Here is a 15,247-nt window from a genome sequence, read left to right as displayed (position 1 = left end):
GTTATTTAAAAATATTATCTATCTTATCAAAGTTTCTGTTTACAAATGTAGGAGAATTAAACCGAAAACCAATTCCCGCCCGGAAGAGCCATTGTGTGGCAGAGTAAAAATTTTCATTGGAACTGTTAATCCAGTTTAGCTGCGCGCCTGCGCCGAAAAACCACTTCCCGTTGTCGTACCCGATTCGCCCGTTAGAATAGCCTCCCACATTAAATTCATGAAAATCTTCATCTATGAGCTTTGCGTAATATATTTCAGGATAAATCTCCAGCACCGCATACCAGTTTTTAATTTTTTTCTGAATGCCTGCTCCTGACCTCAATGCAATTCTCAAATCTTTGGACGGATTGTTTTCTATGTCGGTAATGACATTTCCCTGATAGATTACTCTGTTCATATCACTAAGGATATTATACTGATAAAAAAGTCCTGTACTTACGACAAAGACATCTTTTAGCGGCTCATAGGTCATATTATTAAAGCTTCTATAATCTGACTTATTTCCGATCCAAAGATAAGTTGTTTCTCCTTTAAAAGAGCGGTATTTCGCATCCGGAAACTGCAGATAGCCTTCTTCATTATAATCATTCCCATACAGCAATTGCAAAAATTCTTTGGTATCCTGAAAGTAAAGACCTTTCACCTGACTGAAATAAAGATACTGCCTGATTTTCGGAGCTACGAAAAAATTAAATCCAAAATTGAAATATTTGGATTTTCCTTTTTCAGGGTCATCATTATTGATATGGGTGAGTTTCGGAGCAAAAGAAAAACTGACATCAAGCCAACGGTATCTTAGGAAAAATTCTGTATAAAAAGCATCATTTGGCCGTAGATGAAAAACTTTATCCTCGTACAACAAACCAAATGAATTATGTAAATAACTCAGTCCTCCCACAACAGAAATTTTCTTTTTATCTTCTTCCAGGTACCGCGCTGTTTTATCGTCACTAATTTCCTGGGCAAAAGAAACTAATGGAAAAATGAAAAGCAGAAAAGAGAGTGTTTTTATTTTCATTGGACCGGTGTGGTACAAAAATAATGATTTTTTCAGACTTCACTTCCAGAACAGAACATGATTATGAATTCTCTTGATTTATAAATATCTTTGACGCATAATTTAGAAGAAATGCAAATTAACCTGCTTTGTATTGGCAAAACAGATGATAAGGAAATAACGTCTCTTATCAGTTATTATATAAAAAGACTACCCAAACACTGGAACTTTGAGATCACCGAAATTCCGGATGTAAAAAATGCCAGGAATCTATCTCCCGATCTTTTAAAGAAGGAAGAAGCCAGGCTTTTTTTGAATTACATTGACAGAACGGATCTCGTGATGATCCTCGATGAAAAAGGCAAACAATTTACCAGCAGGGAATTTTCACAGAAAATAGACACCTGGATGAATTCTTCCGTAAAAAAAATCCATCTTCTTATTGGTGGTGCATACGGATTTTCAGAGGAAATATACAGTCGGGCTAACGAAAAAATATCGTTGTCAAAGATGACCTTTACCCATCAGATGATCCGGTTGTTTATTGTGGAACAGCTGTATCGTGCAGATCAGATTCTCCAGGGAAAACCGTATCATAATGACTGATTGAATTTTAGGTTGGAGTATTTCAGGTTTCGGGGCGGCGGCTTCGCCGCCGCCCCGAAACCTGAAATACTGGAGGGAATTATTTTTTTACTTCACATTTAGAATAATATTCTATCAGCAAAGGCTTTTCATAGCCTAAACTTACCGCTTTATCAAGACTTGCACAAGCTTCCTTAGGTTTTGCTGTTTCAAATAAAATCAATGCTTTATTTACATAGGCCTGGGCGAATTTCGGATCGATAGAAATTGCTTTATTCACATCGGCAAGCGCTTCTTTATTTTTTTTCAGTTTGAAGTAAACATCGCCTCTACCACTGTAGAGAAGTGATTCTGGTTTTTCAGAAATCAGCTGATTATAATCTTTAAGGGCCCCTTCAAGATCGCCGCTGTTCTTTTTAAGATTGGCCAATCCGGTCCTTGCATAGATGTTATCAGGTGCAAAACTCAGAATCTGATTCAAATCTTTTGCAGCAAGATCTTTTTTACCTAAATTTTCGTAGACTTTCGAACGGGTAAGATACATATCTGCATTTTCCGGTTCAAGCTTAAGTCCTTGATTAAGATAATCCAAAGCAGCCTGTTTATTTCCTTTTTGACCGTGGATAGAACCTAAATTGGCATATACCGCGGCAGACATAGGATCGGCCTTCAGTGCAGATTCATACGATTTAAAAGCCGCATTTGTTTTACCGAGTCTTCTTTGTGAAGTTCCCAGGTAATTATAATATTCTGATTTGAATTTCTGGATTTTTTCGGTCTGAACCAGCTTGGAATATTCTTCTTCCGCACATTTGTAATCTGCTTTACGGAAACAATCTTCAGCAATTTTTTTATCCTGTGCGTGCAGTGATAATGTTGCTAAAGCTAAAAAAAATAGAATGTTTTTCATGAGGTTATATTTTGTTTGTTGATCACTTTTCTGGCGAGCGCAGCAAATATCACTCCCAATAAAGTTCCAACAAACGCCCCCACCAAAATATCTATCGGGAAATGCACTCCTAAATAAATGCGGCTGTATGCTACGATCACAGCCCACACAAATATAGCATAAGGAAACCATTTAAGCTTATTTTTTAATAAAATACTTAAAAAGGTTGCCAAAAAGAACGTATTGGATGCATGTGCAGAATAAAAACCGAACTGCCCGCCACATTTTACAATCCTCATATGATCCTGTAAAACCGGGTCGTGACAGGGTCTCAATCTCTCAATCCCGTGTTTAAAGACACCGGCAAGCTGATCCGATATGGTGACGCCTATTGCAATAAAGATCAGAATAAAAACCAATGACCTTAGTTTGTAACTTTTAAACAGAAAATAGCAGAAGATAATATAAAGCGGAACCCAGATCCATGTGCTGGAAATCAGTATCCAGAACTGGTCAAAAGAGGAATTCCCTAAATTATTGAGAAATAAAAAAAGTTTTTTATCTTCCTGAATAATCTCCTCCATATGCTATCTGCTTACAGGGCCTTCATAGGTTTCATCTTCTGAAGGTTTAGGTTTAGGAGGTTCATTTGAAGAATGGGAATCTGTCAGGATATCATTTTGGACATCTTTCATCGGATTAAAATCTTTTGCGGCATCTTTTACTTTTTCAATCTCGCGTTTAATCTCAGAAACAGGGTTATCTGTCTCTTTCATGATCTCCGTTTTGATGTCTTCCACTGCACCGCGCATCTTTCTTACCCCTGCACCCAGATCACGGGCGATTTGAGGAAGTTTATCCGGTCCGAATAATACTACGATTGCCACGGCAATCAATGCCATTTCTCCAATGCTTAGTTCCATAATACAAAATTACAAAAGATAAGTGAATCTCAATACTTATTATGAAGTTTTAATAAAATATTAAGTTTGAAATTATTTACTGAACTGCAACAAGGCATTGTATAAATATCTGCATCTCAATTCACAAACAAATCAGATTATAAAAAAAACAAAAATGAAACTCATTTAAAGTTCGTTTTAATCGAGTTTTTCTTTTTTTATTTCTTTTTTCTGAAAATTAAAATATGTGATGATAACACTTACCGCCATTAAAATAAAAGCCAGAAAAAAAGGTGCTCCCGAAAACTTAAAAGGTGCTTCATCATGCGTAAAGAAATAAAACAGATTCGTCATCATCGGCGGACCAATGATCGCTGTTGCACTCATCAGACTGGTAAGAGCTCCCTGAAGTTCTCCCTGTTCGTTGGAAGGAACATTTTTTGTAATAACCGACTGAAGCGCGGGCCCACAGATCCCACCCAAACAATAAGGAATTAAAAAGACAAACATCATCCATCCCTGAGTGGCAAATGCAAACAATAACATTCCAATAGCGTAAAGTGTTAATCCGTAATAGATGCTTTTTTGCTCTCCTAATTTCGGAGTTGTCCATCTTATCAGCCCACCTTGGACTAATCCTACGAGCAGCCCGACTACTCCTAAAGAACCCCCCACCATTCTCTCATTCCAGCTAAACTTGTACATCGTGAAGAAACTCCAGTTACTCTGAACGGCATGTCCGGCAATATAAATTAAAATTAAAGAAACTATTAAACCAGATATTTCAGGATGTTTACCCAAAAACTTAAAAGACCCGATCGGGTTGGCTCTTTTCCAGTTGAATTCCCTTCTTTTATCTTTATCAAGACTTTCCGGAAGAATGAAATAACCATATAGGAAATTCAACAGACACAATCCTGCAGCCGCATAAAACGGCACTCTCGCTCCATAATGTCCTAACAGTCCTCCCAATACCGGCCCGATGATAAATCCGAGTCCGAAGGCAGCCCCGATAAGTCCGAAATTCTTCGCCCGGTCCTCATCTGTAGAAATATCTGCAATGTAGGCACTTGCGGTAGTTACACTTGCCCCTGTAAGTCCGGCAATTATTCGCCCTATAAACAGCCACGTAATGGTGGGGGCCAGAGCGAGCAGAATATAGTCTATAGCAAATCCGAAAAGAGAGATAAGAATAATCGGTCTCCTTCCAAATTTATCACTAAGATTACCTACAACCGGAGAAAAAACAAATTGCGTAAATGCATAGGCAAATCCCAGCCAACCGCCATATTTTGCCGCCTCGCTTATATCGCTGTGAATTAGCTGCTCAATAAGCTTGGGAACTACCGGAATGATAATTCCCCATCCCGTAATATCAATTAGGAGCGTAATAAATATGAAGCTCATTGCCGCTTTCTTTCTCGAGTTTTCCATAATGGTGCAAAAATAATCAAATCAGTAAAAATAATGATTCTAAATTGCGGGTAATGAATGGGTAATGATAAACCGATAATGGGAATTATGAATGGCTAATTGTGAATTTTTCCTGTTTCTTTATAATCAGTATTAAATTTTAGATGCCAACTCTTCTGAAAGACTGAAATATTGAAATGGCCGGCTACCGCCCTAGCCCAGATTGAGCGGCATGTCTGAGCTCTTTTCTTTTTTTGGCTGCGGCGGCTTCGCCGCCGCAGCCAAAAAAAGAAAAAGCGAGTAGCGAAAGCTGGAAATTGCTCAAAAAAACTATATAAATATAATTTGACGAAGTCAAAAGCTCCTAATTGAGTTGAAGAGTTTGAGATTGTAGAGTGTGAGTTTAAAGAATTAATATAAATACAATTAGTAAGCAACCAACAATTGACAGCAAACAAAAAAGCCTTTCCGAATGGAAAGGCTTTTCTTATTTATTGTAGTTTACTTTTATTTTGAAGCAAGTACTTCTTTGTTGGTCGTTGATTTACCATGAACTTCGTCTTCCTTCCCTGTTTTCAGGAAATCATAGGCAATAGCCGATGCTACGAAGATGGATGAGTACGTACCGAAACCGATACCAATCAACATCGCAAACATAAATCCTCTTAAGTTATCTCCACCGAAAATGAAGATGGCTAAAATTACCAGGATTGTAGTAAATGAGGTGTTGAAGGTTCTACCCAATGTACTGGAAATAGAATCATCAAATAATCCTGCTAAGGTTAATGATTTCTTTTCTCTCAAGTATTCCCTGATCCTGTCAAAGATAATTACCGTATCATTGATGGAGTATCCTAATACCGTAAGGATCGCAGCAATGAAATCCTGGTTGATCTCCATATTGAAAGGCATATATTTATGAAGCAATGAATAAGCTCCCAGAATGATAATTGCATCGTGGAACAATGCCGCAACCGCTCCAAGAGAGAACTGCCATTTTCTGAAACGTGCCAGAATATAGATAAAGATAATTCCCAATGCTCCCAATACGGCATATACCCCGTGAGTTTTGATATCATCAGCAACGGAAGGACCTACTTTTTCAGAAGAAATAATTCCTGCATGCTCTTTATCCGCAGATTTAAAATCTTTTAACGTTGTTCCTGCAGGCAATTCTGATTTCAACCCTTCGTACAGCTTCTGCTCAATAACCTGGTCTGCTTTTAAAGATTCATCTTCAATAAGGTAATCGGTAGAAATCTTCAATTGGTTGTTGCTTCCGAAAGTTTTGGCTTCCACAGAAGAGTTTTTACCATCTTCCGTTTTAAACATTGCTGTTAATTTATTTTCGATATTTTCTGCTTTCACATCTCTGTCGAATCTTACTACATAGTTTCTACCACCGGTAAAGTCGATACCGTATTTGAAACCGTGAGTAGCGATTGAAATGATACAAACTACCGTTAAAACAGCTGAGAAAATATAAGCATACTTTCTTTTCCCGATGAAATCGATCCATGTATTTCTGAATAGATTCTTCGTAGCCGGCGTCCATACAGAAAGTCCTTTTCCTTTGCTCAATCTTGAGAAGATCATCACTCTGGAAAGCAGTACGGACGTGAATAAAGTCATTGCCACCCCGATCATCAAGGTCAAAGCAAAACCTTTGATCGGTCCTGTTCCGAAGAAGAACAATACAACCGCCGTTAAGAAAGTAGTTGTGTGACCGTCAATAATCGCATTCAATGCATGCTTGAAACCGTCTTTATATGCTTCAAGGATACTTTTCCCTGCAAATAATTCTTCTTTTGTTCTTTCATAAATGATAACGTTCGTATCGACCGCAACAGCCATTGTAAGAACGATACCCGCGATACCAGGAAGCGTAAGCGTAAAGTCGCCGGAATCCATAATACCGAAAATATAGAAAAGGTTGATGATCATTGCAATAACTGCATAAACCCCTGCTCCACCGTAATAGAAAATGATATATACGATGATAATTGCAAATGCAATCATGAATGACATTAAACCTGCATCAATAGATTCCTGACCTAAAGAAGGACCTACAACCGTAGCCTGAACCACTTTTGCACCTGCAGGCAATTTACCTGCTCCTAATACGTCAACAAGTTCTTTTGCTTCTTCCTGAGAGAAGTTACCGGAAATCTGTGTTCTACCGTTCGGGATTGCGTTTACAACATTCGGCGCTGTATACACTCTGTTGTCAAGCGTTACGGCAACAGGTTTTCCGACGTTTTTCTCGGTTAAAGTTTTCCATTCTTTTGCTCCTTTGGAATCCATCTGCATGTCTACCACCACTCTGCTCAATTCATCATAACCGATACTGGCAGTTTCCACAGCACCATCTACAGGAGCTTTCTGGTTGATATTACCTCTGATGGCATATAATACCAAGCTTTCAGCATCTGTAGCCTCAGGCTTATAACCCCACATGAATTGGGTATATTTAATGTTGGCAGGACGTAAAGACTGTGCTACTTTGCTGTTTAGGATTTTGTTTACAGCAGCCGTATCAGATAACTTTACGTTGGCAACACCATTGGTTTTTAATCTGTCAATGTGTAGAAGGTTCATGAAGTTTACATTCTTAGCAACTCCCATAGAATCACCTTTTGCAGCAACCATTGTAGTAATGGTCTGGAAATAAGGCGCAATTTCAGGAACCTGCTGTACTTCCCAGAACTGAAGCTTTGCAGAAGTCTGAAGCATCTTTTTCACTTTATCGATATCCTTCATACCAGGCATTTCCACGGAAATCCTGGCGGTACCAGGAACTCTCTGAACATTCGGCTGGATGGCTCCGAGCTTATCAATTCTGGTTCTGATAACTTCGAAAGCTGTTCCTACAGAGGCATCGATCTTTCTTTTAACAATAGCTTTTACCTGCTCATCAGGCGTATTGTACTTTACTTCAGTAAGCGTAGTATTTCCGAAAAGTTCCGGATCTGCGAGCTTGAAGTTGGTACCTTTAGCTTTGTTGATTGCATCGAACTGCTCAAAGAAATTGTCGATGTACGATTTTGTAGAATTCTTCTGAACTTCATCTGTTTTGTTCAAAGCCTCAATAAGAACAGGGTTTGTGGAATAATTGGTTAAATCATTCACAAGGTCTCTCTGGTTAATTTCCAAAAGAACGTTGATCCCTCCTTTCAAGTCAAGACCAAGTTTCATTTCCTTGTCTTTGGCTTTGGTGTAATAAAGTTTTGTGAATCCAAGATTCAGTGTATCCTTAGAAAGTCTTGCGATTTCTTTCTGATACTTCTCCGGATTGTCTCCTGCAATAGCAGTCGCCTGCTTTTCAATTTTGCTGGCGTACCATGTTGGTAATAGCTCGTTTAAGCAAATCAACCCTAGTACAATAGCAACAATTGTAATAAGTCCTTTTCCTTGCATTTTGTTATAACTACGTTAAATTAAGTCGGCAAATATAATCATTTTCTTGAATTTTATGAATTTTTAACAACAGAAATCATTTATTTTCAGATATATCGGTATTCTTATTTTTATTTAAGATTTAATAATTTTTTCATGCTATTTTAATGAATATTATAAAGTTTTTATGGTACGAAATTTTCATTCTGATTTAATACACTAAATATCAAAATATTATGAAAAATCTACTTTTTTGTGCCGGTATCTTTTCTTTCAGCATCTTTAATGCACAAAGCATTAACCTGGAAGAGTTTGCAACCGGTTTTACGGCTCCGGTAGAAATTACCCACGCCAACGACAGCAGAATGTTTGTTGTGCAGCAAAACGGCATTATTAAAATCGTACAGCCGGATGGCACGGTAAATTCGTCCAACTTTTTGAATATCAGTTCAAAAATCACTTATGGAGGTGAAAAAGGGCTTTTGGGACTCGCATTTCATCCTCAATACTCGACGAACGGGTATTTTTTTGTGTATTACAATGACACCAGTGGAAACATTACTGTAGCACGATACACCAGAAGTTCCAATCCGGACATTGCTGATGCTACAACAGAAAAAATTATTTTAAACCAGCCGAAGCCATTCGACAATCATAACGGTGGAAGTATTCATTTTGCGCCGGACGGTTATTTATGGATTGTAACCGGTGACGGAGGAAGTGGCGGCGATCCCAACAACAATGGGCAGAATAAAAATTCTCTGCTGGGAAAAATGTTACGGTTAGACATCAATTCCACAGGTCCGTACAATATTCCACCGGATAACCCTTTTGTGGGAACGGACGGGGCAGATGAAGTCTGGGCTTACGGATTGAGAAATGCATGGAAATTCAACTTTGATACGGTTTCCGGCAATGTTATGATTGCAGATGTTGGACAAGGTAATATTGAAGAGATTAACAGAATGCCCCTTACGCAGGCCGGAATTAATTACGGATGGAGATGTTACGAAGGAAATAATGCGTATAACACTTCAGGATGCGCGGCACAATCTACCATGACTTTCCCTGTTGCAGCCTATGATCATTCAGGCGGAAAATGCTCTATTACAGGAGGATATATCTACAGAGGCACACAATATCCCGCACTGCAGGGAAAATATATTTTTGCCGATTACTGCTCTACCCAGATCGGAATTCTGAATAACGATGATTCCATTACCTGGTCGGCGGCATTTTCCGGAAATAATTTTTCAACTTTCGGAATTAATAATCAGAACGAACTTTTTGCAGCAGCGGTGAATAACGGCAAGATATTCAGAATCACCACGTCTACTTTAAGTACAAACGAAAATGATCTTTCAACACAGATAAAAATTTATCCGAATCCGGCTTCGAAAAAAGTTTTCATTGAAGGAATTAAAGATAAAAACACAACAGCTGACATCACTAATACTGAAGGAAGAAAAGTATTGGAAAAGGCAAAAATTGAAAGCGATAACAGCTTAAATATTTCAGGAATACCGGCCGGAGTTTATTTCATTCATCTGAATGACGGTAATCAGAAATCATACAGTAAAAAATTAATTATTAAATAGTTCAGACTGTTCTGTAAAGAGCTTCAGTCAGTTTTGACTGGAGCTTTTTTTAAAAAATACAAAACTACAATTACAGGCAGGATAAGAAGTAACTTTAGAGCAATAGAAAATCTTTCTGTCTCACCATCAAACAATTGAGTGGGAATTAAAGAAACAAAAAGGAAAGCAATTATAAAAAATACAGTTTCCCAAATTGATAATTGTTTCTGTTGTTCATTCTTATTGTTCCGGTTGTTTTTTAAGCTTAAAACCCAGAATCCCAGAAACAGAATCATATATGGAAACGTCCATATCCTATAGGTATCATATGCAATGGAATGCAGGATCAACGGCAGACCTGTAATTAAAATCAGTATAAGAAACAATGAAATATTCTTTTTTAGTTTAAATTCTTTAAAAATCATCCATAAACAAAAAAGAATAGGAATTCCGTAAAATATTGTTGCTTTCGAAATAAAAACTCTCTGTATAAAATGCCCGTGCTCTTCCCTGAAATAATATGTAAAACTTTTGGTATAAGCTGAGCAGACTGAACCTGCTACACCTTCTGAAATTGATGAGTCTTTTAAATAGGAAAAGATCTGAGCATAGTAATCTCCACTGATTTCCTGATAAAAAGAAATAAAAAGCGCAGTAAGAAAGGGTAAGATTAAAAATAAAATGAACCTTTTTAAAATATTGCCGGAGAAAATATTTTTAATTGAAAAATCCCCCTCAGGCATCTGATTTACGAGGATTGCAAAGCAGCACACGGGAAGCATCAAAAAAACCGAAATCTCGTGAATAAAAATACTAAAAACCGCGACCAGCGACGATAGAAACATTTTATTCCGCGCTATGAGATCAACTGCTAAAATGGTCAGCAAAAAAATAACGTGATCCAAATACCCTATCAGATGGGCTGAAAAAACAATGTATTGAGAAAGCAGGAAAATGACAAAAAACAATATTCTGTAAAAACTTTTTGCATTTTTCAGAGTCTCACGGAAAGCAATCTTCACAAGTAAAAAATACAGTGCAGCCAATATCGCGATTGAAAGAACAGTAATAGACAGTGTATTTTTTTCAGATAAAAATCCGAATATTTCCCCAGCCAGCCCTCTTTTGATAAACCCGAACCTGTAATCCAGTAACCAATGAGACTGTGCCCACTGGTTCGGTATTCTTATCGTTTTAGAAACACTGAAAATCAGTGTGTATAAATAAAGAAATATCAGAAGAAATTTCCTGTACATAAAATCAGATCGTCATGGAGAAAATCCTCGTTTCCGGTTTATTTCTCATCATTCTGAGATCAAAAACCATAGCTACATTTCTCGTAAATGCCCGTCCTTTCTCTGTAATTTGAATGTGGTGGCCATTTATTTCCACCAATTCATCATTTTCCATTTCCTTCAGCATTCCAAAAGCATTTTCAAGCTCGGGGAAGGAATTATTGATATCAAAAGTTGTTTCAAGCTGACACATCAGGTTCAGAATATGCCTTCTTACCGTAAGATCTTCATTATTCAGGATATGGCCTTTCACGACAGGAATCTGTCCTTCTTCCACCATTTTCTGATATTCTTCCACCGTTTTTATATTTTGGGCAAAAGCATACCACGAGTCTGAAATGGCCGACATTCCCAGACCAACCATCAATTGGGTTTTGCTGGAAGTATAGCCCATGAAATTCCGGTGTAATTTTTTTTGGATAAGTGATTGGTACAGATCGTCATGTTCTAAAGAAAAATGATCCATTCCCACTTCAATGTAACCTAATTCTTCCAGTAATTTTTTACCGTCTTCATACAAACGGCGTTTTTCTTCACCACTCGGAAGGTCGTTTTCATCAAAACCTCTCTGTCCTACTCCTTTTACCCACGGAACGTGAGCATAAGAATAGAAAGCAAGACGGTCCGGCTTCAGTTCCATCGTTTTTCGGATGGTATACTCCATCGCTTCCCAGGATTGATGCGGAAGCCCGAAAACAAGATCATGACTTATTCCTCTGTAGCCGATTTCCCTTGCCCATTCCGTTACATTTTTTACATTTTCAAAAGGCTGGATCCTGTTGATCGCTTTCTGAACTTTCAGGTCGTAATCCTGCACACCAAAGCTTACTCTTCTGAAGCCCAGATCATATAGGGTCTGAAGATGCTCTCTTGTGGTATTATTGGGATGCCCTTCGAATGAGAACTCCTGATCTGCCGCAATTTCAACGGTTTCAAAAATTCCCTCCAGAAGAGTTTTCAGGTTTTGCGGTGAAAAGAAAGTGGGTGTTCCGCCCCCCAAATGAAGTTCTTTCAGCTTAGGCTTTTCATTAAAAAGATTAAGATACAGCTGCCATTCTTTCAATACGCTTTCCAGGTACGGAATTTCCACGCTGTGCTGTTTGGTAATGCGTTTATGGCAGGCACAAAAAGTACACAATGCCTCACAAAAAGGTAAATGAATATAGATAGAAATCCCTTCTTCTGCATTCGATTCCTTAAAAGTTCTGATCACACTCTGCTTCCAAAATTCCGGAGAAAAACCGCTTTCGTCCCAATATGGAACGGTAGGATATGAGGTGTATCTAGGACCGGGAATATTATATTTATCTATTAAAGAATTCATTTTGATTTAAAATTTTAATAAACTTTCAGCAAGTTTCATATTGCAAAATTACGCATAACTGATGAATTTTTAACCATGAAATATATTAGGCCTTTTTCAGAAATTTGTAACCCATCTAAATACCTTTCAGAATATAATTTTCATTAATGAAATTCTGTCTTTTCCTGCAAAAACAACGGTATTATTATCAATCCATTGGCAAACGAAAAATCCCTTTTCATCAGAAATCTTTTTCCACGTTTTCCCGAAATCTGATGAATAACTGATGTGCTGATCTCCAACAGAAATAATTTCTTTTCCTCGGGAGCCCGGCTTAATTTTAACGCACGTTGTGTAACCGACGTTTTCCCCGGAAGCCTGAATCTGCCAGCTTTCACCACCACTATTGGTTGTGGCGATATTATTGATGTTGGCTTCCTGCTTGGTGTAATCTCCTCCTGCAACAATACCGAATCGGGATACAGGATCAATATCCAAAGAATATATTCCTGTTGAAGAACTGCCATTAACAAAGTTCACTTCTTTACCGTATAATTTTTCACCCATTTTATAGGAATAAAACTGTCGCGATTTTTTGCCGCCTGTCACAAACCAGAACTCTTCATTATGAATAAAAACGTTTGAATTGCTTGCAGCAAAGGCAGCTTCCCCCTCTCCTATTTCAAATGATGTTTCACAAGGCAAATTTTCCCAGCTTTTACCGCTGTTTCTTGTTATTACGATATTCATGCATTTCCCGTAAGGATCGCCCAGTGCAATGCCATTTTCTCCTGAAAAAGCAAGCGCATCATAAAAAGCATTTTTGGCGGTATCGGTATGAACGATCTGATATTTCAAACTTCTTTTATCAATTTTAAAAAAATAAGCAGGACTCTCAATATTAATTGCATAAAAATATTTTTTATCCTGAGCCAGCGCCCGAAACTGCAGTTTTTGTTCAGATAACCTGATCTGTTTCTGATTTTCAGGATTTTTTAAATCAACATATCCGAATTTCGAATCTGTACCACTGTACCAGATTTTGTTGTCATAGACCTGTAAAGCACGGATGCTTATTTTATCATTTAAAATAGTTTTAAAACTTTCTATCTTCTGAGAGAATGCAAATACTCCGAAGAATAAAAATAAAAATGGCAATATTTTTTTCATAGATAACAAAAATAAAAAATCCACAGAATTCTGTGGATTTTATTTGATTATATTGTTTTTACAGATCCAGATCCGTTTTTTGTAGAGGTTCCTGTTCAGCTTTGAATGTTTCGCCGTAACCCACCTTATGAAGTTTACTGTGTCTGAGACTATAAGTGAAATAAATAATCACCCCTAAAGCAAGCCATGCCAGTGAAAGGTATTTAGCCTCGTGGCTAAGGTTCCAGATCAGATAAATATTGATACAGATTCCCAGAGTAGCAATTACAGGAAGTGCAGGAACTTTAAATGTTCTTGGCATGTTAGGCTCTTTCTTTCTTAAGATCCACACTGCCACACAAACCATTGTAAACGCGAATAAAGTACCGAAGCTGGTCATATCCGCCAATTTACTGATCGGTGTAAATGCTGCTACTGTTGCAATGATGATTCCCAACAGCATTAAACTTTTTGCCGGTGTTTTTCTTATAGGGTGCACATCGCTGAACATTTTAGGAATAAGTCCGTCTTTGGACATTCCTAAGAAAATTCTTGACTGCCCCATGATCATCACCATTAATACGGAGATCAAACCTACTGTTGCTGCAATGGTAATGATATACCCTGCCCAGCCTTGTCCTGCGATTTCAAATGCATAAGCAACAGGAGCTTTAATAGCGTCCGGATATTTTCCCTGCGGATTAAAGTCCGAGTAATGCATCATTCCCGTTAAAACAAGAGATACAAGAATATAAAGTCCTGTACAAACCAAAAGAGAAACAATGATTGCAAAAGGAACATCTTTTTTAGGGTTAATTGCCTCTCCCGCCTGTGTAGAAACCGCATCGAATCCTACATAAGCAAAGAAGATTGCAGCGGCTCCCGAAATAATCCCCTGAATACCATACGCTTCTTTCAGGTTTTCCCCTTCTTTTACCATCGTAGCGGCAGGAATGAAAGGATCCCAGTTATCTGTATTAATAAAGAATACCCCCGCAATAATTACGAAAAGAACTGCAGAAACCTTCATAATTACGATAAGGTTATTTGCCTTAGCCGCTTCTTTAGTCCCTTTGATAAGGATAGAAATTACAAAAAGTACAATAAGGAAAGCCGGCAGATTCATAGAAAAACCTTCTCCAGTATAACTTGCAGGATCTGAGGTAAGGTAATCGGGAAGATGAAGACCGAACATTTTTAATAACTTGTTAAAATATCCCGACCAGGAAACTGCTACCGTCATAGATCCCATCGCATATTCGAGGATGAGCCCCCAACCGATAATCCATGCAAAGATCTCACCCACCGTTCCATACGCATACGCATACGCTGAACCTTCAACAGGCAGAATAGAAGCAAATTCTGAATAACATAATGCTGCAAACACGCAAGCAATTCCTGCAATAATAAAGGAAAGAGCCAATGCAGGTCCTGCATGATAATAGGCTCCGGTACCTGTAAGTACGAAAATTCCTCCTCCAATGATAGCACCGATCCCGATAGCCGTAAGACTCCATTTACCGAGTACTCTTTTGAGCTGACTGCTTTTCATATCGTTTTCGAAAGCACTCATCGGTTTCTTGGTCCAAATTTTAGACATATTTTATTATTTATTAAAGATTTACGAAAATATAAAAATTTTAGAAACCTTAACGTTTATTACTAGATTTTCGTCATTTATTTTACCAAAAGGCTGATAAAAAACTGATTTTCATATTATTTAAATCATTTTAAAGTGTGC

12 protein-coding genes are annotated in these 15,247 nt (G+C 37.8%); 2 read left to right on the top strand and 10 right to left on the bottom strand.

The window, feature by feature from the left end; translation table 11 throughout:
- Position 1 precedes the first annotated feature (1 nt).
- Positions 2 to 1,018 carry a DUF4421 family protein gene (locus HHL20_RS04585; RefSeq protein WP_169229997.1) on the bottom strand — a complete coding sequence of 339 codons (1,017 nt, stop codon included), beginning with the start codon at positions 1,016 to 1,018 and terminating at the stop codon, positions 2 to 4.
- Between the two features lie 111 nt (positions 1,019 to 1,129).
- On the opposite strand from HHL20_RS04585, the gene HHL20_RS04580 reads away from it, so the two are divergent.
- Positions 1,130 to 1,603 carry a 23S rRNA (pseudouridine(1915)-N(3))-methyltransferase RlmH gene (locus tag HHL20_RS04580; protein WP_169229996.1) on the top strand — a complete coding sequence of 158 codons (474 nt, stop codon included), beginning with the start codon at positions 1,130 to 1,132 and terminating at the stop codon, positions 1,601 to 1,603.
- Between the two features lie 79 nt (positions 1,604 to 1,682).
- On the opposite strand, the gene HHL20_RS04575 is transcribed toward HHL20_RS04580, so the two are convergent.
- The 5 genes from HHL20_RS04575 to secD all read right to left on the bottom strand — a co-directional run bounded on the left by HHL20_RS04575 (position 1,683) and on the right by secD (position 8,203).
- Positions 1,683 to 2,492 (bottom strand): tetratricopeptide repeat protein, encoded by an 810-nt coding sequence (locus HHL20_RS04575; protein ID WP_169229995.1) that lies wholly within the window; start codon positions 2,490 to 2,492, stop codon positions 1,683 to 1,685.
- Complete coding sequence (locus HHL20_RS04570) at positions 2,489 to 3,055, bottom strand: phosphatase PAP2 family protein (protein WP_169229994.1); 567 nt, start codon at positions 3,053 to 3,055, stop codon at positions 2,489 to 2,491. Before HHL20_RS04570 ends, HHL20_RS04575 begins: the two co-directional genes overlap by 4 nt.
- Positions 3,056 to 3,058: 3 nt before the next feature.
- Positions 3,059 to 3,394 carry a Sec-independent protein translocase subunit TatA/TatB gene (locus HHL20_RS04565; protein ID WP_169229993.1) on the bottom strand — a complete coding sequence of 112 codons (336 nt, stop codon included), beginning with the start codon at positions 3,392 to 3,394 and terminating at the stop codon, positions 3,059 to 3,061.
- A 177-nt stretch (positions 3,395 to 3,571) separates the two neighbouring features.
- Entirely contained in the window at positions 3,572 to 4,807 is a 1,236-nt protein-coding gene (locus tag HHL20_RS04560; protein WP_169229992.1) for a TCR/Tet family MFS transporter, read from the bottom strand.
- A 486-nt stretch (positions 4,808 to 5,293) separates the two neighbouring features.
- On the bottom strand, positions 5,294 to 8,203 hold the full coding sequence (gene secD / locus HHL20_RS04555; protein ID WP_169229991.1) for a protein translocase subunit SecD: 2,910 nt from the start codon (positions 8,201 to 8,203) through the stop codon (positions 5,294 to 5,296).
- Between the two features lie 215 nt (positions 8,204 to 8,418).
- On the opposite strand from secD, the gene HHL20_RS04550 reads away from it, so the two are divergent.
- A complete protein-coding gene (locus HHL20_RS04550) occupies positions 8,419 to 9,780 on the top strand; it encodes a PQQ-dependent sugar dehydrogenase (protein ID WP_169229990.1) in 1,362 nt (453 codons plus the stop codon).
- Positions 9,781 to 9,803: 23 nt separating this feature from the next.
- Here HHL20_RS04550 and HHL20_RS04545 read toward each other — a convergent pair whose 3' ends face one another.
- From HHL20_RS04545 to HHL20_RS04530, 4 genes are all read right to left on the bottom strand, one after another.
- Entirely contained in the window at positions 9,804 to 11,015 is a 1,212-nt protein-coding gene (locus HHL20_RS04545) for a hypothetical protein (protein ID WP_169229989.1), read from the bottom strand.
- A gap of 4 nt (positions 11,016 to 11,019) precedes the next feature.
- On the bottom strand, positions 11,020 to 12,378 hold the full coding sequence (gene hemN, locus HHL20_RS04540) for an oxygen-independent coproporphyrinogen III oxidase (protein ID WP_169229988.1): 1,359 nt from the start codon (positions 12,376 to 12,378) through the stop codon (positions 11,020 to 11,022).
- A 126-nt stretch (positions 12,379 to 12,504) separates the two neighbouring features.
- Positions 12,505 to 13,527 carry a beta propeller repeat protein gene (locus HHL20_RS04535; protein WP_169229987.1) on the bottom strand — a complete coding sequence of 341 codons (1,023 nt, stop codon included), beginning with the start codon at positions 13,525 to 13,527 and terminating at the stop codon, positions 12,505 to 12,507.
- A 58-nt stretch (positions 13,528 to 13,585) separates the two neighbouring features.
- Positions 13,586 to 15,106, bottom strand: coding sequence for an APC family permease (locus HHL20_RS04530; RefSeq protein WP_169229986.1), 1,521 nt, complete (start codon positions 15,104 to 15,106; stop codon positions 13,586 to 13,588).
- Positions 15,107 to 15,247 lie beyond the last annotated feature (141 nt).

The sequence above is a fragment of the Chryseobacterium cheonjiense genome (assembly GCF_012927265.1).
GTDB lineage: Bacteria > Bacteroidota > Bacteroidia > Flavobacteriales > Weeksellaceae > Chryseobacterium > Chryseobacterium cheonjiense.
The sequence above is the reverse complement of the archived record's forward strand: the minus strand, read 5'-3'. Positions and strand labels throughout refer to the sequence as shown.